The sequence below is a fragment of the Nocardia sp. NPDC004654 genome, from assembly GCF_040609595.1.
GTDB lineage: Bacteria > Actinomycetota > Actinomycetes > Mycobacteriales > Mycobacteriaceae > Nocardia.
The window spans coordinates 311968-329953 of the sequence record NZ_JBEXKI010000004.1 but is presented as its reverse complement, the minus strand read 5'-3'; the positions used below and the strand labels follow the sequence as shown (position 1 = coordinate 329953).

Sequence of the window (17986 nt, the reverse complement as noted above, 5' to 3'; positions counted from 1 at the left end):
CCGCGCATGGCGCTCACCTGGCCTGTGCCGGAATGCGTTTCTGGAGCTGGGCGGCGATCTGTTCGGGCGATGCGGGCACGATGTGCACGGTCTCGCCCGCTTTGATCAGGTACCGCCCGTCGCCCTGCACATCGATCCAGGTGTAGTGGATCGGCGGGACGGGTTCGTCCCGATCGAGCCGAGCTTCGATGCGTAGATGTCCCTCGGCGGTGTGCGGTTTGAGCAGCAGCCTGCGGATGGGGTTCGCGGCGGGCTGGGTGGCGACGACGGTCTCGGTGTCGCGGACCGCGGCGGCGCTCGCGGCGCGGGCCGGTTCGCGTCCGGCGGGTGTCTTCGGCAGCAGCGTGGCGATGCGGCTGCCCAGCTTGCTCGCGTGTCCGATCGAGATGCGCACCCGTCCGCCGAAATCGGGGCGGGTGCCGGGTTCCTGAATGGCGAGCACCGCGCGGTCGTACACCGCGCAGGCCAGTAGCCGCAGCTCGCTGTTCGGGATGTGCGCGCCGCCGATGGCGACGATCCTGGTGTGCGGTTCGGCGAGGATCCGCAGGCAGGCGGACAGGTCCGGGTCCGCGCCGAGCGGCAGGCGCTGAGTCAGCTGGGCTCGCAGCGCCTCGGCCTCGGCCTCGGTGCGCGGCGTCTCCAGGATGCGCAGCGGATAGGGGTGGCGATCCACCTGAGTTTCCCGCCAGACGTGGGCGAACTCGTCCGGGGTGAACGTCCAACCCACGCCGAATCACTCCTCACCGAACCCACCGAACTGCCCGCAGCATATCGGTGACCCTGGCCGCGCGACGAACTGTTCGAGAACTGGTACCACTGGATCAGGGGCTAACGCCGCGGCGACAACTCGGATATACCCAGACGAACCCTTGGTTCTCGCGCGGCTGTACGCGGGCCTGGAGTGCCCGGCTCCGACGCGTCGATCAGGGGCGATGGGAGAGATGCCGTGCAGGTACTCGGGACGTGGGACCAACCGGCGACGATCGCCGCGCTGGCGGGCGGCAAGGCGCGCGGCTTGCACGCTTTGCACAACGGAGGCTTCCGTGTTCCCGAGTGGGTCGCGCTCGGCACCGACGCGTTCGAGCGCTTCCTCGCCGAACACGGGTTGGCCGAGCGAGTTTCCGCGTTGGCTATGGCGGACGATCCGGACCGGGTGCTCGCGCTGGCCGCCGACCTGCGCGCCGATATCGAAGCCGCTCCGCTGCCCGCCGACCTGCGAGAACTCGTCGCCGACGGTTACGAACGGATCGGCGGCGGTCCGATCGCCGTGCGCTCCTCGACGGTCGTGGAGGACGGCGCCGAGCACTCCTACGCGGGACAGTTCGACTCCTTCCTCAACGTCAACGGCGTCGCGGCGGTCACCGACCGCGTGCGGGACTGCTGGGCCTCGGCGTTCTCCGAGCGGTCGATACGGTACGCCTTCGCGCGGTCGCGCCCGGTCGGCGGCGCGCCGGGCGTTGTGCTGCAACGACTGGTGGTCGCGCGGGCCAGCGGCGTGCTGTTCACCGCCGATCCCCGTACCGGTGCGTCCGATCGACTGGTGATCAGCGCGGTGTACGGGCTCGGTGAGGGGCTGGTGTCGGGTGCGGTGGACGCGGACACCGTCACCGTCGACAAGGCGACCGGCGTCGTGCTCGACACGATCGTCGGCGACAAGGACAGCAGCTACCACCCCGCCGCGGCGCAGGGCTGCGAGGTCGGCGAGGTAGCGGCGGCGCTGCGTGAACGGGCCGTGCTCGGCGACGACGAGATCGCCGAACTGGTCGAGCTCGGTCGCAAGATCGAAATCGTCTGCGGCGCACCGCAAGACATCGAGTGGGCGCTGGACGACGTGGGACTGTGGATACTTCAGTCTCGCCCGATCACCACCGAGCCCGCACCGCCCGAGGCGGCGGACGCGTCGTTGCGCGGGGCGGGTGAGACGCTCGCGCCCGGCGAACTGCGAATCTGGGACAACTCCAACATCATCGAGAGTTTCAGCGGCATCACCTCCCCGCTGACGTACACCACCGCGGCGGGTATCTACGGTCGCGTGTACCGCGGCTACGCCGCCTCGCTGCGCGTGCCGCCCGCCCAGCTGCGTCAGACCGACGCGTGGACTCCGGTGCTGCTCGGCTGGTTTCACGGCCGCGTGTACTACAACCTGCTGCACTGGTACCGGATGGTGGGCATCGCGCCGGGCTATCCGCTCAACCGCCGGGTGCTGGAGGCCGCGCTCGGCGTCGCCGAGCCGCTCCCCGACGACATCGCGAAGACATTGCGGCCCTTCACCTTCCGCAACCCCCTGGCCCGGCTGCGGTCCCGCGCGGTGACCACGGCCACCTACCTGCGGCGGCTGTTCGGCATCGACGCGATGGTCGAGGATTTCCTCGCCGACTTCTACCGCGTCTACGACGAGTACGACGGACTCGACTACACGTCGCTCTCCGGCGAACAGGCCTATGCCGCCTACCGCACGGTCGATCGCGATCTCGTCGAACGCTGGGGCCCGCTGATGGTGCTCGACGCGATCCTGCTGACCTGCACCGGCCTGCTCTACGCATTGACCAAGGCGCTGCTGCCGAACGCGCCGGAGTGGTTCCTGTACGCGGTCGTCGGTCCCGGCGCCGACGTCGAATCGGCCGAGCCCGCCCGGGCGATGACCGCGCTCGCCAAGACCGTGCGGGCGGATGCGGAGCTGACGGCGCTGGTGCACGCGACCGCGCCGGACCGGCTGTACGACGCCCTCGCCGACCATCCGAAGTTCCGCGCCGAGGTCGACGCCTACCTGGACAGCTACGGCTATCGCAGCCTGGACGAACTGAAGCTGGAGACGCCGGACCTGCGCGAGGACCCGTCGGGTCTGTTCATCATGCTGCGCAGCGCGCTCGGGCGGGTGCACGAGCAGGAAGCGCCGTCCGACCGGCGCGACGAGGCCGAGGCCTACCTCGACGCCCACCTGCGCGGCCCGCGCCGTCGCGTCTACGAACGTCTGCGCGCCAAGGTATCTCGGTGCGCCGCGCACCGCGAGCGCCTGCGGTTCTGCCGCACCAGGGCCTTCGGCATGGTGAAGCGGATGATCCGGGCGATGGGCCGGGACCTCGTTGAGCGCGGCGTGCTCGACGAATTCGCCGACGTGTTCTATCTGACCGTTGACGAACTGCGCGGCTGCTACGAGGGCGCCGACACCGACCCGCTGCGCGCGCTGGTCGCCGCGCGCAAGGCGCAGCGCGCCGCCGACGCCGATCTGGTCGCGCCCGCCCGGTTCGTCACCCGGGGCGGGGCGTTCGGGCGCGCGGAACTGGCGACGCAGGGCTGGGTGCCGGTCGGCGAGACGCCCGCGGCGACCGTCGGCACCGTGCTCGGCGGTACACCGTCGGCGGCGGGGATCGTGGAGGGCGAGGCGGTGGTCGTCAGCGAGCCGAACGATGTCGCGGGCGGCATCCTGGTGGCCTACCGCACCGACCCGGGGTGGGTCGCGGCGCTGCCCTCGGCTTCCGCGCTGGTGATCGAACGCGGTAGCCCGCTCACGCACGTGGCGATCGTGGCCCGCGAGCTCGGCGTGCCGACGGTCGTTCAGGTCAAGGACGTCACGAAGAAAATACGGACCAGTATGCGAATTCGGGTGGACGGAACGGCCGGAACGGTTACTGTGCTGTCCGAAGGAGTTGACCGCGATGGCACCTGACAAAGACGTTGCGGCCGTGCGAGATTGGCTCCTGCGCCCGGCGCGGGAGACCGGCATTCACCTGGCCGCCGAGGTCGACGGCTGGGAGTTCCGCAGCTATCGGGAACTGGCCGAGCAGTCCTGGTCCATCGCCGCGCTGATGCGCGAGCACGGACTCACCGGCGGTGCGGGCGCGTGCGTCGTCATGCCCACCGGATTCGCCTGCACCGCGGCGTTCTACGCGGTGTGGGCCTGCGGCGGGGTGTTCACCCCCATCGCGCCGCCGATGTTCGGCGACCTCGACCAGATCGTCGCGCATATCGCCGCGATCCTGACCGCCGCCGCGCCGCGGCTGGTGGTCACCGCACCGGAATTCGAGGACCTGGTACGCCGGGCGGCGGTGGCGGCAGGGCGGCGCGACGAGCCCCTGGTGATCGGTTCCGATTTACCGCAGCCACCCGCCGAGCGCCAACTCGGCGCGCCCGCGGATTGCGCACTGCTGCAATTCACCTCCGGCTCGACGGGGACGCCACGGGGCGTGCGGGTCAGCTGGCGCAACCTGGCGAACAACATCGCCATGATCTCCGGACTCATCGATTGGCGCCCCGGCGAGGCCATGGTGTCGTGGTTGCCGCTCTATCACGACATGGGCCTGGTCGGCGCGTTCCTGACGACCGTCACGAACCAGGGTGATCTCTACCTGATGCGGCCGGACCAGTTCGTCCGCGACCCGGCGCGCTGGCTGCGCGCGATGGCCTCGGCCCAGCACTCGCCATCGCCCTCGTTCGCGCTGGGCTATGTGGCGCACCGGGTCCGACCGGAGGAGATCGCCGAACTGGATCTGTCCGGCTGGCGCACCCTCGCCGTTGGCTCCGAGCCGGTGGAGGTCGCCGACCTTCAGGCGTTCGCCGAGCTCACCGGACCGCGCGGCTTCTCGATGGACGCCTACACGCTGGCCTACGGCTTGGCCGAGGCCACGCTGATGGTGACGTCCTCGGCCCTGCGGCGGCCGATCACCGCGCTGCGCCTGGACACGCCGAACCTGCGCTTCGGTCATCCGGTCGGAGTGCTGGCCGAGGCGCGGCTGGACGACACCCACCGCGTCGACGGCGCGGGCTGGATCACCGGACTCGGCTACTCGACGCCGGAATCGACCGTCCGCGTGGTCGACGAAGATGGGCGCGAGCTGCCCGACGGTGTGCTCGGCGAACTGGTGGTCGTCGGCGACTCCGTCGCCATGGGTTACACCGGTGCCGACGACGGCGGCGCGACCCGAATCGTGGACGGCGAGCTCTACACGGGAGACGCTGGATTCCTGTACCGCGACGAGGTTTTCGTGCTCGGCAGGATGGGCTCCAGCCTCAAGGTGCGCGGCCGCTCGGTGTACATGGAAGACGTCGAATCCCGCGTGGCCGGTGAGACCGGCCTGACCAAAGGCAAATTGGCCGCCGTCGCACTCACCGACGTAGGCGCGCCGGGCATCGCGCTGTTCGCCGAAGCACCGCCCGGCGCGTGGATAGCGCAGGCGCGCAAGGTGATACGCGGTGAACTGGGTCCCGCGGCCGCGATCGCCATCGTCACCGGCCCGCGCGGCACCATCCGCCGTACGTCCAGCGGCAAGCCGCGCCGCCGCCATCTGTGGCAGCTGTTCCGGGACGGCGGACTCGTCGGGGTGCAGGTGCACGAGGCGGACGGAACAACCGCGCTGACCGCCGGTTCGCGCACGACGGAGACGGGCGGACAGGCTCTCGGCGGTGCCGAGTTCCGGCCCGCCGCAGCAGCGGACCGCCGGAGACCGGTGGACATGGGCGGCCCTGTCGCGATGCCCGCGCGCGATGGCCGAGGCTCCGGTGACGCGATCTCCTCGGGCGATGGCCCGGTGGTTTCGAGTGCCGACGGGGTGGTTTCCGTCGGCGACGCGGTCGCGCTGGGCGGCCCGCGAAACACGGAGCCGAAATCCGTTGCCGCCGAAGAAGGCCGATCACCAGGCGCGGACGGCCGATCCCCAGGCGCCCCGCCTGCGGTGGGCGCGGACCGCCGGGAAACGGTTCACTCGGTCGACCCGGTCTCGGAGCCGTCCCGCGTCGGCCTTGGCTCGGAGGGCGACGCGCTGGCCTCGGGTGGGCCGCGCAACACGGTGTCGGGATCCGCTGCGGCCGAAGAAGGCCGATCCGCGGGGGACGGTCAGGGCTCCCGTCCGATGGCGTTGGACGGCTCGCGTCCGATGGCGTTGGACGGTTCGCGATCGACGGCGTCACCCCGCGCCGAGAACGATCGACCGGTGCCGGATACGCCGGTGCCCGCTCTGCCGATCGAGCGTGTGCGCAGACTCCTCGAAGTGTCACTGGAAACCGTTGTGCTCCATTCTGATTCGGCAGTCCTGTTCGAAGGCTCACTGGCGGAGGGCTTCGGTAACGAGGGTTCCGACGTAGACTTCCTTGCCGTCGTCCCCGGCGCCGAAGAACTCCCGACCCTCCCGACAGTCCTGTTCATCGACGGCCGCCGGGTGGAGGTCCGCACCCGCTCGGTGGCCCAGCTGCGCCGCCAGCTCGAGCGGGCGGCACGAGGCGTTCCCGCCGAGCTGGACGAGGACCTGCTCAACCGCTGCCAGCGCTTCCTGCGCGCCACTGTGGTCCGGCCTGGCGCGGTGGATATCGACGGCTTGCGCGCTCTGCTCTCGCACGACGACTTCCGAACCCTGATGGCAGAGTGGTGGACGGCTCGCGCGGTCCAGGCGCTGCGCTACGCGGTGGCGCTGCGTGCGCTGGGTGCCGCCGACGAGGCGAGCGAGTGGGCCCGCGACGGACTGCTGCAAGCCGTGAAGGCGTGGGCGGCCCGCCGTGGCGAGACCTACCTCGAGACCAAATGGCTGCCGCGCCAACTCGATCGGATCGGCGGCCACGACGTCATCGACCGTTACCGCGAGCTGAGCGATCCCGCAGCCTGGACGTTCGAAAGCCCGCAGGGGTTCGACGGCGAGACCTCGACCGAGCCGACGACCAATGGACACCGTCGCGGGAAGCCGATGGCGGTCCTGGAACCGTTGTCCGACAGAACATTTGGATCATCACCGACCCCTTCGCGCCTCGACGCCTCCGCCTTCCTCCCGGATACCCAGGCCCGCCGCTTGGCCGAAGACACCACCTGGCGACAACTCTGGCGACTCGTCGCCGATCTCGGCATCGAGGACACGACCGAAGACCCACACCGCATCCTGTTCGCCCGCCGCCCGGCCGTGACGACCTGGACCATCGGCGGCCGCATCCACGTGGTGCGCGACGATCGCGACGTCTTCGCGCTCTCGGACACCGCCGCCCGCGCCTGGCGATCGGTGGTCTTCAAGCACTCCGTGCGCGACGTGCTCGCCCGAGCTCCGCGCGACATCGCCACGGAGCTGGCGGAATTCGTGCGCCTCGGACTCGTCGGCTTGCAGTGGCGGGATGCGGGCGCGATCGAACCCGCGCTCGCCATGTGCAAGCCCGTCGCGCCCTATACGCCGGTGCCGAGCGCGTGCAGTCCCGCGCTCGGTCTGGCCGGCGCGGCTCGCGACGACGCGATCGCGACCCTCGCACCGCTGCCCGCGTGTCGCTTCACCGAGTGCGCGCTGCACCTGGTCTGGTCGAACATCGTGCTGGAGAACGCCAGGGAAGATCTGGCGGGCGCGGTGAAGAATGGTCAAGGCGGCGTCGCCGACATCGCCGCGCACCGGTTGATCGCCATGGCGGTGCGAGTATTGCTGTCCGCCTTCGGTATCCACCCGCTGCCCGCCGACGTGGCGCCGTCCGCCACGGTCGCGCGACTGCTGCCGCCCGGCGCGTGGCGGCGCGCGGAGGTGCTCGCGCAGCTGGACGCCGCACGCGGGGTGCGGTTCTCGGAACCGCTCGGCCGCGGCGGCGACACCCTCGCCGGACTCGCGGTCCTCGACGACTTCGTCGCCTTGGTGCGCACCGTAGCGGGCGGCGCCGACGCGGCGCTCGTCTTCCCCGCCTCGTTCGACTCGCGTGAGCAGTGGCGGCGCACCCTGGCGATCGGCTACGACTGGCTGCGCCTCGCCGCTTATCTCGACACCGACCTGCCGCTGGACGAAGCCCGCGACCTGCTCACCACCGGTGGCCACCAGCCCCATCTCCGGGAAAGCGAACCGTCATGACCGCCGCCGCCGACACCACCCTCGCCGCCCGGGTGCGGCGCCTCGTCCAGGCCATGGCGCCGGATCCGCCTGCCGACCTGGCCGACGAGCACCGCCTCGTGGAGGATCTGGGCTTCGACTCGCTGCGTCTGATGGAGCTGACCGTGGCGCTCGAGCGGGCATTCGAGCTACCGAGGCAACGGCCGGAGGACCTGGTCGGGATCCGCCGGGTCGGCGAGGTGATCGCGCTGGTCGGCAATGGCATGCGGGGGAGCGATCATGTGTGAGCGCGAGACCGTGCTGGTCACCGGGGCGACCGGACTGGTCGGCGCGGAAGTGGTCGCTCGGTTGTCCGCGGCGAGCAGACCCGTCGCCGCGGTGCTGCACAGCAACGCCGACATCGTGCGCAACGACGGCACGGTGCTGGAGGCGGGCACGCCCGTGGCCGGGGACATCCGCCGCCCCGGATTCGGCCTCTCGGCGCGCGACAGCGAAGATCTCGCCGAGCGGGTCGGCGTGATCGTGCACTGCGCCGCCACCACCGCATTCGACGCCGCCGACGCCGACTACGTCGAACTCAACGTGCGCGGCACCGAGCACGCGATCGCGCTCGCGCTGGCGTGGGATGTGCCGCTGGTGCACGTCAGCACCGCTTACGTGTGCGGCATGCGCGGCGGCACGATCGGCGAAGACGAACTCGACGCTGGTCAGTCGTTCGGAAATCGCTACGAGCGCAGTAAGTTCCTCGCCGAACAGCTCGTGCACGCGGCGGGCGAGCGTGGATTGCGGTGGGCCATCGTGCGGCCCGGCATCGTCACCGGCCACGCGGCCACCGGTGAGATCCGCGAATACAAGAACCTGTACACCGTCGTGAAGTTGATGGTCGAGGGCAAGCTGCGGACCCTGCCCGGCCGCTACGACGCCACCCTCGCGCTGGCCCCGGTCGACCACGTGGCCGATGTGATCGCCGCGGCCGTCTTGGATTTCGACTCGGCGGACTTCCGCACGCTGCACGCGCTCGGCCGGGACGCGCTCTCGCTGCGCGAGGTGTCCGACGTGCTCGCCGAGTATCCGTCGTTCGAGGTGGCGACCTTCGTTCCGAAATCCACCTTCGCCGAGTCGGATCTGGATCCGGTCGAGCGCGAGTACTACCGCCGGATCGGCGCGCTCTACACCAGCTATTTCGAGCGCCGCCTCGACTTCGACACCACGCGCGCCGAGATACTGCTCGGCCGCCCGTCGCCGCCCACCGGCAAGGACTACCTGCGCCTGCTGCTGGACTACTGCCTGGAATCCGGCTACCTCGGCGTTCCGCTGCCCTCGATCGCTGAAGTCCTGGCCGCCAACGGTTTCGACGGGGCGATCCGATGACGGCGACGCCAGCGGAACAGAGTGGCGCGTCGCTGCACGCGCTGCTGGACCGCCTGACACCCGCCGCCGCGAAGATCGATGCCTACGCGGACGACACCTACGTGCAGGAGGCCGTCGACCAGCTCGAGCGGCTCGGCATCGATCCCGTCGCCTTCGCCAGGCAGCATTCGCTGCTGCTGCTGAAGCCGGACGCGATCGTGGCGCGCGCCGTCGAGCCGACACTGCAATGGTTGCCCGCCAGGGGATTTCGCGTGGTAGCCGCGCACCGGATGCGAGTGAACCGGCACCTGGTGCGCGCGCTGTGGTACTTCGCGTGGAACATCGCCTCGCCGGAACGAAGGCGCCTCGCCGACCTGCTCGTCGACATCTCCGATGTGCTGGTGCTCGTCGTGCACGGCGCCGACGACGCGCTGCCGGTGCCGATCCGCCTCACCGAGGCCAAGGGCGCCACCGACCCGCGCAAGCGCAACCCGGGCGAACTGCGCTACGTGCTCGGCAGGCACAACTTCTTGCTGAACCTGGTGCACTCGCCCGACGACCCGGCCGACGTGCTGCGCGAACTGGCCATCTACTTCGACGAAGACACCCGCGCCGACCTGCTCGCGCAGGTGACGGCCGGACTGGATCGCACGGCGGCGGTCAGCGCGTTGGCGGCCGACCTGTACGCGCGGGTCCCGGCCCGCAGCTTCGACCGGGACGACGCGCTGCGCACCGTTCTGGCCGATCTGCGCCGCGCCGGAATCGACGCGGGGGAGGACGCGGACGGCGCGCGGCTGCTGTACTCGGCGTGGGCCGCGGACGCGGAGCTGGATCCCTGGTCGGTCTTGGTGCTCGGGTCTTATGTGCTTCCGATGCGGGTCGGTACGCGGTCGCAGACGCTGCCGCCGGTGGCCGCGCGAGAATGGTTGGAGGGCCGATCGTGACAACACACGCGGCAGTCGAGAAGACCGCCACGCACAACCGCACCATTCCCAGGCAGTTGGCGCACCGCTGCGCGGTCTCGGAGGTGTTCGTCACCTCGCTGGACACCCTCGGGCCCGACGCGTTCCTGGTCGGCGCCCAGCTGCCGCGCATGCACGCCTATTACGGTGACCACGCCGGATCGCTGAGCCTGCGCCACGATCCGCTGCTGGTGATGGAGGCCGCGCGGCAGGCGGCGATCTCGGTCACCCACGAGTTCTACGGTGTGCCGGAGAATATGGCGTTCATCGTGCGAACGTTCAACGGCACCGGCTCGGACACCCCGGCGTGGGAGACCGGTATCGCCCCCGCCGATCTCGTGATGCACGTGCGGGTTCCGCGCAGGCACCGCCGCGGTGAGACGCTCCATGGCCTGGACATGGTGCTGGAGATCTTCTCCGGCGGCGAGGCGATGCTCACCGTCGACGGGTCCTTCTCCTGGACCACGCCGCGGCAGTGGACCGGGTTGCGCGATCAGTTCCGAAAAAGTCTGGGACTCGGCGCTTTCCACGGTGCGTCGGCCCTCGGCGAGCGCGCCGACGCGGCGGCGGTCGGCCGGGAGAACTGGCGCAACGTCGTGATCGCGCCGCCGGACACGGACGGTCGCGTCGCCCGTGCCGCACTGGTCCCCGACCTGTCCCACCCTTTCCTGTTCGATCACCAGCTCGACCACGTGCCGGGTAGCCTGCTGATCGAGGCGTGCAGACAGACCGCGCTGAGCATGGTCCTGCGCGATCTGCCCCGATTGGTCTGCGTGGCAAGCACCTTCGACCGGTTCGTGGAACTGGATCTGCCCGCAGAGTGCGTCGCCGAGATCACCGAACCCGGACTCGACACCACCGTCGTGCACTGCGAGATCCACCAGGCGGGCGCTGTCGCGGCGCGCCTGGACCTCGAATTCGACGTGGACGCTTTGGATTCCGAGACCATCGCCGAATCCCGATGACCGCCGACCCGATGACCGCCGCCGAGCTGCTTCGGACGACCCGCGCGTTCCGCAGACGGCTGGATCTCACCCGCCCCGTCGACCGCGCGGAGCTGCTCGGCTGCCTCGACACCGCCGTGCACGCGCCAAGCGGCACCAACCGACAGCCGTGGCGCTTCCTGGTCGTGCAGGACCAGCGCGCCCGGCAGCAGATCGCGGAGTACTACCGCAAGGGTTTCGCGGCGTACCTGTCCGCTCGCACACCGCGACCCGATCAGCTCGGAGATCTCGCCTCCGGCCGGTATCTGGCCGAGCGTATGCACGAGGTGCCCGCGCTGGTGCTGGTCTGTTCGCTCGGCCGCCCGCCCGCGACCGGTTCGGCCCTGCACCTGGCGAGCTACTACGGCTCCGTCTATCCGGCTGTCTGGAGCTTCCTGCTCGCCCTGCACGAGCGCGGGCTCGGCGGCACCATGACGACCGCTCACCTGGCCTACGAGCGCGAAGTGGCCGACCTGCTCGGGATTCCGTTCGAGGAGGTCGCCCAGGTCGCGCTGGTTCCGGTCGCGCACCTGCGGCCGGGTCCGTCGAAGGCGGCGCCGCGCAGGCTGCCCGCCGCCGAGGTCACCGCGTGGGAACGGTGGGGCGGGTTATGAGAAGCGACGTGCGGTCCCCGAGCCCGCTCGGCTCCGCGCGGCGCGTCGCGCGCTTCACCGCCGTCATGTACAAGCCGCACTACCTGCTGTACGGCGTCCTCTTCGTGCTCGCCCTCGAGGGCACGGCCGCCCTTGTGTCCCAACCGGTTACACCGTGGCGGCCGGGCCGGGGCACCATCCTGCGCATCGTCGTCGTGGCCTTCGTGCTGCTGTATCTGCGGATGGTCGACGAGCAGAAGGACTTGGACTACGACCGCGTCCACAACCCGGACCGGCCGCTGGTGACCGGCGCGGTGAGCGCGGGCGAACTGCGCGCGGCCATGGGCGTGATCGCGGTGGGGGCGATCGGCGCGAGCCTGGCTCTGTCGGTGTCCTCCGCCGTGGCGATCGCGGCGGTGTTGGCGTACGGGGTGTTCCTGTGGGCCTTGGAGCGGCGCTCGGCCGCGGTGCGCGACGACATTCTGCTCAATCTCGTCGTCACGTACCCGGTTCAGCTGCTGGTGGCCGCGTATGTCCTCGTCTCGGCCAGGGACACCGGGGAGGTCGCCGCCGGATGGCAGACCGCCGCTGTCGTGGCGATCTTCGCGGGCGCGTTCCTGCACTTCGAGTTCGCGCGAAAGACCGCGCGGGAAGAGCGTCCGGCGCACCTCTATTCGAATCAGCTGGGCGTCGCGGGCAGTGTGGCCGCGATTCTCGGTTTCGCCGCGCTCGCCGTGGCGGTCGAACTCGCGCTGGCCCAGCCCTGGGAGTTCAGCGGAGCGCGAGCCGCGGTCGCGTGGATACCGCTGGTGCTTTTGCTGATTCCGGCGTACGGAGAGTGGCGGTTCCTGCGATCGGACGAACCCGAGCACCCGGTCCTGCCCGCGGTCGCGTTCGTTCTCGCCCTCTACCTCGCGCTCATTGCGCAGGCATTGCTCTGCGTCACCTGACAGGTCACGCACCGTAGCGCCGGATGAAGTCCTGATCGGGGTCGAAGGCGGGTAGGGCGTGGTCGGATGCGCTCGGGCCGACGTGGATCTCCTCGATGTGTGTGACGGGCTCCGGCGGCAGCTGCCTCCAGTGCGCGCGCGGGTCCTCGGCGCGATCGGCTTCGTCGTGTGCCATGGCGTCCCCTCCTGAAGCGTCACCTCGAGGCTACCGTTCGGCCGGGCACGCTTCGAGGATGTTGTCGGGAGACACCGTCGGAACGACGCGCAGCAGGGTGAATCCGTTGCGCGCCAGTAGATCTCGGTACTCCGACTCGGTGCGCTCGCGTCCGCCCGCGTTGACCAGCATCTCGATGTCGATGTATTTGCCGGGGTGCGGCCGATCGTGTTCGGGCAGTACCAGTTCGACCAGCAACAGCCGGGAGTCCCGAGGCATGGCGGCGCGCAAGGTGCGCAGGATGCGGCCCGCCTCGTCCTCCGGCCAGTCGTGGATGATGTGCTTGAGCAGGTACGCGTCCCCGCCTTCCGGCACGGCCTCGAAGAACGACCCGGCCGTCACGGAGCAGCGATCGGTCACGCCGCGCTCGGCCAGGTACGGCGCGGCGTCCGCGACCACCTCGGGCAGATCGAACAGGACGCCGCGGGAGCGCGGTGCGCGGCGCAGGATCTCGGCGAGCAGACTGCCGTGGCCGCCGCCGATGTCGACGACGGTGTCGTAGCGCGCGAAATCGTGTGCGGCCAAGAGCGGTTCGAGCGCGAGCGTGCTGATGCTGGTCATCGCGTTGTCGAACAGCTCGCCGAGCTCGCGGTCGGTCTGCACGTAGTCGAAGAACGGCATGCCGTTCAGCGCCGGGCCGACCGGCAGGCCGGTGCGCACCGCGTCGGTGAGATGCGACCAGTGCCCGCGGTGCTGGGCGGATCCGAAGAACAGGAACGCGTCGCGCAGCGAGACCGGGGCGTCCCGGCGCAGCGCCCGCGCCTGCGGGGTGAGCCGGTAGGCGCCGTCGCGCCGCCTGGCGAAGATGCCGTGGCTGATCAGCAGTCGCAACAGCCGGTGCAGCGCGTCCTCGTCGGCGCTCACCGCGGCGGCCAGCTCCGCGCCCTGCCGTGGACCGCGGGCGAGCTCGTCGGCGATGCCGAGTTCGGCGGCCGTCGCGATGGCCTGCGCCAGCCAGCCGGAGGTCATCATCTCCATCAGCGCGATATGGCCGGGAACCAGTTTTCGGTGCAGCACCGCCAGCGCGCCGCGAAAGCGATCGACCGCGCGCAGGAGGGGGAGTGGCGGCATCATGGGTCGTCCGGAGGCCATGGGCGGTCCATTCCATCGGTCGGTGGTCGGCACACACTTGTCGAGCAGGGTACGTCGCCTGCCCGGTCGCGCGATGGAAAAGCGCTGGTAGATGACCGGAAACGACGCCGTTCACCGGTGGTGCAGGACCACCGGAAGCTTGGCGGGCGATGGCACGAAATCGAGGGTGGCCGGCCGCACCCGGTACCTCGGGTCCGGTTCCGGCCGCCAGCGGGCGAACAGCGCCGCCGTGGCGAGGGTGATCGTCATGACGGCGAAGTTGTTGCCGGGGCAGCGCCGCGCTCCCACGCCGAACGGCAGGATCGCCTTCTTGTCGATCTCCTCGACCCGCCCGGCGAACCACCGGTCCGGATCGAAGGTCTCCGGTGCGGGGTAGTAGCGCTCGGTGTGGTGCACAAGGTACGGGCTGTAGACCACCATCGCGCCGTCGGGCAGGGTGACGCCACCGATGGTGACGGGGCCGTCCGCGGTCTGCGTGCTGACCCACGGTCCCCAGAACCGCAGGGTCTCCAGCACCACCAACCGCAAGTAGGGCAGTGCGACGAGGTGATCCGGCCGTACCTGTCCCGAGGCGACGAAATCATCCAGCTCCCTGCGTAGTTCGTCGCCGATATCTTGGTTTCGCATGGTCTCGTGCCAGACCCACGCCATGATCGAAGCCGTCGATCCGACGCCCGCCGCCAGCATCAGGATGAGCTCGTCGACGATCTCCTCGTCGGACAGCCGCACACCGGTGTCCGGATCGGTGTGCCGGACGAGGGCGGAGAGCACGTCGTGGAAATCCCGGTCGGCCCTGCGGTATTCGGTGACGACCGCGGAGATCTGCGCGCGCAACGCGGCGGACTTCGCGGCGAACCGGCGATTCGCGACCACCCGCAGCCGCCGTACGGATCGCGGCAGCGCGGCCCGCTGGATCACCTGACCCAGCAGCCATGGAACATTCTCGCGCACTTCGCGTTTCGCCTCCGCGCCGAAATCGGCGGTGAACAGGGTGGCCGAGATGATGTCCAGGACCAGCCGATGTGCTTCATCGACCAGATTCAGCGGACGGTTCGCGGGCAAGGCGTCGGCCCACGCATTGGCCAGATCCGCGGCCACGGCGGTGTACTCGGCCAGCCTGCGCTGGCGCAGCGCCGGGGCGATCATGCGGCGGCGCAGCTCGTGCGGTGTCCCGCTGAGCACATTCGATGCCCCGCGAATCACCTCGTGCATCGCTTCGCGCAACTCTTCGCGATGGAACGACCCGGCATCGCCGAAGCCGACTTCGCGGACGAGCTCGGGCGTGGTCAGAACGTAGGCCGGGCGCGGGCCGAGATAGATGCGCACGATCGGCCCGATCTCGGCCAGGGAGGCGACGAACGGCAGTGCGCCGCGCAGCGCGGCGAGGCTGTGGCCGAGCACCGGCAGCCTGCCCGGGGCGGTCGGGATGCCTGTGACACGCTCGTCGCCCTGTGCGGCCGTCAGCTCGGCGTACTCGGCGGTGACCTGCGCGATCAACCGGGATTGCCGCGCCGTGTCCGCGTACTCGCGCAGGGCTTTCCGCATCGGGATCAGCTGCGCCGGATCGGCGGCCAGATCCCGCAGCGCCGCGGCGATCGAAGCGACCGAGGGGTCACGGGTGCGAATACCGCCGCCCGGCGGCACCGTCTCCGCGAGATCGGGGTCGCAGTACACCACGGGCAGTCCCATCGCCACGGCTTCCAGCAGCGCCATGCCTTGGGTGTCGAATCCCGAAGAGGGGAACAGCAATACGTCGTGCGCCGCCATCGCGATGAGGCAGTCGAGCTGGGGCACGCCGCCGTGCAGGCGTACCCGATCCGCGAGGCCGCCCGCCTCGATCGCCGCCCGGGCGGACGCCTCCTGATCGCCGCTTCCGTACACGTCCAGCGTGCAGCCCGGTGTTCGGCGGACGGCCTCGATCGCTTCCAGTAGCCGCTTCTCCGGTGACAAACGCGCGCACCACAGCACGCGCAGCGGAGTAGTCGCTTCCGGCATGAAATCGAGTGCGGTACTGCGAGATTCGTCGGCGCCGGTAGCCGCTGCGGCGCGCGCCATGTCGAGCAGTTCGTCATCGATGCCGTTGGAGATGACCCGAATCGGGCGGTCCAGCCCGTGCGCGCGGAAGCGGTCGGCGAAGTGTTCGGTGGGCACGATCACCCGATCGGCGGCGCGCGCGTGGTTCACCATCGTGTGCCACGCCTGCCGGGCGGCGCGCGATTCTCCCTTGTGCGGCACCGACTTCCGGTGCGGAACGAAGCGCCCGTGCAGCAGACGCACGGCGAGCGCGGATAGGTACGGAGTCGGCGAGGTGTGCTGGATGAACGCGTCGTCGCGACTGTGCACCGTCTGCACGACCGGAATGCCGTGGCGGCGCGCGGCGCGCAGCCCGGCGATCGCGACGCCGTAGGTGGTCTGCACGTGCACGATGTCGATCGGGCCGCGGTCGGCGAAGGCCGCGTCGATTCGCCGGGTGTTGTCCGGCGTCGGCAGCACCATCGCGAATCCGTTCACCCGCACGCCCGCGAGTGCCGAAAGGACCACGAGGTCCGGGTCGGGTTCGGTAGATTCCGGCGTGGGTGCGGCGAACACCGTGACCCGGTGACCAGCCCGTTCCAGGCCGCGCCGCAAGGCGTTCACCGAAGTCTGGATCCCGCCGAGAGTGGCGGGATGGAAGTCGGTGAACAACGCGACGTGCATGGCCACCACCGTACGGACGCAGGAGGTCCGATGAGGGTAAATCGCGCCGAGCGGGAGGCGACGGCATGAAGGTGGCGATACCGCTGACCGGCACCCGCGGTGATGTGCAGCCCGCGGTGGCGCTCGGGCTCGAACTGCGCCGCCGCGGCCACGAGGTGACCGTCGGCGCACCGCCCAATCTGGTCGACTTCACCGCCCGCGCCGGACTGACCGCGACACCGTGCGGTCCGGACGTGCAACAGCTGTACGCCTCCGACGAGGGCCAGCGGGCGCTGGCCGCGGGCAGCAGTTTCCGTCTGATGCAGCTGGTCGGCAAGCAGATGGCCGACTACGCCGAGCGGATGAACCGCGAGGTCGTCGAGGTCTGCCGGGACGCCGATGTCATCGTCTCCACGTTGCTCACCGAGGATCGGGCCGCGTCGGTCGCCGAGGCGATGGGGGTGCCGATGGTGACCATGCACGGTTTTCCCGGCCGCAAGAACGGGGCGTATCCGTTCCCCGGCGCGCTGCCGCCGCACTGGCGTCCGCCCGCCGCGATCAACCGCGCCACCTGGGCGCTGGCCGAGAACCTGCGTCGCGTGGTGTTCCTGCGCTACCTCAACCAGTTGCGCCGCGAACTCGGTCTGCCCAGGTCGGCGACGAGCCCGGCCGCGATGCTCGAACGCCGCGGCGTGCCGGAGGTGCAGATCTACGATCGCGCGCTGGTGCCCGGTCTTGCCGAGGAGTGGGGTGAGCGCAGGCCGCTGGTCGGTTTCCTGCCGCTCGAGCGGTCGGCGCGCGAGGCGATCGGTGAACTCGCCGCCGACCACAGTGCGGTGCTGGACTGGATCGCGGAAGGTGAGCCGCCGGTGTACTTCGGATTCGGCAGTATGCCCATCCGGGACACGCACGCGGTGCTGGCCATCGTCGAGCAGGTGTGCGGACGGCTCGGCAGGCGCGGTCTGGTCAGCGCGGGGTGGAGCGATCTGGACGCCGCGAACGCCGAGACCGGTCCGAACGTGCGGGTCGTCGGACCGCTCGCGCACGACATCGTCTTCCCGCTGTGCGCCGCGGCCGTGCACCACGGCGGGATCGGCACCACCTTCGAGAGTCTGCGCGCGGGCTTGCCGACGCTGGTCTGCTCGGTGTCGTTCGATCAGCCGATGTGGGGCGGGCAGGTCGAGCGGCTCGGGGTCGGCGCGCACGTGCCGTTCCAGCGGCTGGACGCGGAGAGGTTGACCGAGGGCGTGCGCACGTTGCTCGCGCCGGAGACGGGTCAGCGGGCGAAAAGCCTCGCGGTGCAACTGCATTCGAGCTCGGACGCGACCCGGCGCACGGCCGATATCGTCGAGCGGGCGGCGGAATGATCCGGCACTCGTTCCGCCCGCTGC

General features: G+C 70.4%; 13 protein-coding genes. 9 read left to right on the top strand and 4 right to left on the bottom strand.

From position 1 onward, the window contains the following. Positions 1 to 13: 13 nt before the first annotated feature. On the bottom strand, positions 14 to 727 hold the full coding sequence (locus ABZV58_RS15790) for an ESX secretion-associated protein EspG (RefSeq protein WP_355000838.1): 714 nt from the start codon (positions 725 to 727) through the stop codon (positions 14 to 16). Between the two features lie 219 nt (positions 728 to 946). On the opposite strand from ABZV58_RS15790, the gene ABZV58_RS15785 reads away from it, so the two are divergent. From ABZV58_RS15785 to ABZV58_RS15750, 8 genes are read left to right on the top strand one after another with little or no spacing between them, the layout of a single operon-like run. Further along, the gene (locus ABZV58_RS15785; protein WP_355000837.1) at positions 947 to 3667 is read left to right on the top strand and encodes a phosphoenolpyruvate synthase; all 2721 of its coding nucleotides are present in this window, start codon (positions 947 to 949) and stop codon (positions 3665 to 3667) included. Beyond that, a complete protein-coding gene (locus ABZV58_RS15780; protein WP_355000836.1) occupies positions 3657 to 7796 on the top strand; it encodes an AMP-binding protein in 4140 nt (1379 codons plus the stop codon). Before ABZV58_RS15785 ends, ABZV58_RS15780 begins: the two co-directional genes overlap by 11 nt. Then, positions 7793 to 8062: an acyl carrier protein gene (locus tag ABZV58_RS15775; protein ID WP_355000835.1), complete on the top strand. Its 270-nt coding sequence runs from the start codon at positions 7793 to 7795 to the stop codon at positions 8060 to 8062. The genes ABZV58_RS15780 and ABZV58_RS15775 overlap by 4 nt, the downstream gene beginning before the upstream one ends. Further along, the gene (locus tag ABZV58_RS15770) at positions 8055 to 9146 is read left to right on the top strand and encodes an SDR family oxidoreductase (RefSeq protein ID WP_355000834.1); all 1092 of its coding nucleotides are present in this window, start codon (positions 8055 to 8057) and stop codon (positions 9144 to 9146) included. Before ABZV58_RS15775 ends, ABZV58_RS15770 begins: the two co-directional genes overlap by 8 nt. Further along, positions 9143 to 10069: a nucleoside-diphosphate kinase gene (locus tag ABZV58_RS15765; RefSeq protein ID WP_355000833.1), complete on the top strand. Its 927-nt coding sequence runs from the start codon at positions 9143 to 9145 to the stop codon at positions 10067 to 10069. Before ABZV58_RS15770 ends, ABZV58_RS15765 begins: the two co-directional genes overlap by 4 nt. Next, positions 10066 to 11052, top strand: a complete 987-nt coding sequence (locus ABZV58_RS15760) for a ScbA/BarX family gamma-butyrolactone biosynthesis protein (protein WP_355000832.1) — start codon at positions 10066 to 10068, stop codon at positions 11050 to 11052. Before ABZV58_RS15765 ends, ABZV58_RS15760 begins: the two co-directional genes overlap by 4 nt. Continuing rightward, the gene (locus ABZV58_RS15755) at positions 11049 to 11684 is read left to right on the top strand and encodes a nitroreductase family protein (protein WP_355000831.1); all 636 of its coding nucleotides are present in this window, start codon (positions 11049 to 11051) and stop codon (positions 11682 to 11684) included. The genes ABZV58_RS15760 and ABZV58_RS15755 overlap by 4 nt, the downstream gene beginning before the upstream one ends. Then, positions 11681 to 12613 carry a hypothetical protein gene (locus tag ABZV58_RS15750; RefSeq protein ID WP_355000830.1) on the top strand — a complete coding sequence of 311 codons (933 nt, stop codon included), beginning with the start codon at positions 11681 to 11683 and terminating at the stop codon, positions 12611 to 12613. The genes ABZV58_RS15755 and ABZV58_RS15750 overlap by 4 nt, the downstream gene beginning before the upstream one ends. 4 nt (positions 12614 to 12617) lie before the next feature. Here the strand turns inward: ABZV58_RS15750 and ABZV58_RS15745 are convergent, their stop codons facing one another. The 3 genes from ABZV58_RS15745 to ABZV58_RS15735 all read right to left on the bottom strand — a co-directional run bounded on the left by ABZV58_RS15745 (position 12618) and on the right by ABZV58_RS15735 (position 16616). Then, positions 12618 to 12788, bottom strand: a complete 171-nt coding sequence (locus ABZV58_RS15745) for a hypothetical protein (RefSeq protein WP_355000829.1) — start codon at positions 12786 to 12788, stop codon at positions 12618 to 12620. 30 nt (positions 12789 to 12818) lie between these two features. Next, positions 12819 to 13919 carry a methyltransferase gene (locus ABZV58_RS15740; RefSeq protein ID WP_355000828.1) on the bottom strand — a complete coding sequence of 367 codons (1101 nt, stop codon included), beginning with the start codon at positions 13917 to 13919 and terminating at the stop codon, positions 12819 to 12821. 111 nt (positions 13920 to 14030) lie between these two features. Beyond that, positions 14031 to 16616 (bottom strand): cytochrome P450, encoded by a 2586-nt coding sequence (locus ABZV58_RS15735; protein ID WP_355000827.1) that lies wholly within the window; start codon positions 16614 to 16616, stop codon positions 14031 to 14033. A gap of 65 nt (positions 16617 to 16681) precedes the next feature. Here ABZV58_RS15735 and ABZV58_RS15730 point away from each other — a divergent pair, with 65 nt between their 5' ends. Further along, entirely contained in the window at positions 16682 to 17962 is a 1281-nt protein-coding gene (locus ABZV58_RS15730) for a glycosyltransferase (protein WP_355000826.1), read from the top strand. Positions 17963 to 17986 lie beyond the last annotated feature (24 nt).

Bases quoted from the DNA above. Each gene is read 5' to 3' on its own strand.
- ABZV58_RS15770 (WP_355000834.1), top strand. From the start codon at position 8,055: ATGTGTGAGCGCGAGACCGTGCTGGTCACCGGGGCGACCGGACTGGTC.
- ABZV58_RS15765 (WP_355000833.1), top strand. From the start codon at position 9,143: ATGACGGCGACGCCAGCGGAACAGAGTGGCGCGTCGCTGCACGCGCTG.
- ABZV58_RS15735 (WP_355000827.1), bottom strand. From the start codon at position 16,616: ATGCACGTCGCGTTGTTCACCGACTTCCATCCCGCCACTCTCGGCGGG.
- ABZV58_RS15740 (WP_355000828.1), bottom strand. From the start codon at position 13,919: ATGGCCTCCGGACGACCCATGATGCCGCCACTCCCCCTCCTGCGCGCG.
- ABZV58_RS15755 (WP_355000831.1), top strand. From the start codon at position 11,049: ATGACCGCCGACCCGATGACCGCCGCCGAGCTGCTTCGGACGACCCGC.
- ABZV58_RS15780 (WP_355000836.1), top strand. From the start codon at position 3,657: ATGGCACCTGACAAAGACGTTGCGGCCGTGCGAGATTGGCTCCTGCGC.
- ABZV58_RS15750 (WP_355000830.1), top strand. From the start codon at position 11,681: ATGAGAAGCGACGTGCGGTCCCCGAGCCCGCTCGGCTCCGCGCGGCGC.
- ABZV58_RS15730 (WP_355000826.1), top strand. From the start codon at position 16,682: ATGAAGGTGGCGATACCGCTGACCGGCACCCGCGGTGATGTGCAGCCC.
- ABZV58_RS15745 (WP_355000829.1), bottom strand. From the start codon at position 12,788: ATGGCACACGACGAAGCCGATCGCGCCGAGGACCCGCGCGCGCACTGG.
- ABZV58_RS15775 (WP_355000835.1), top strand. From the start codon at position 7,793: ATGACCGCCGCCGCCGACACCACCCTCGCCGCCCGGGTGCGGCGCCTC.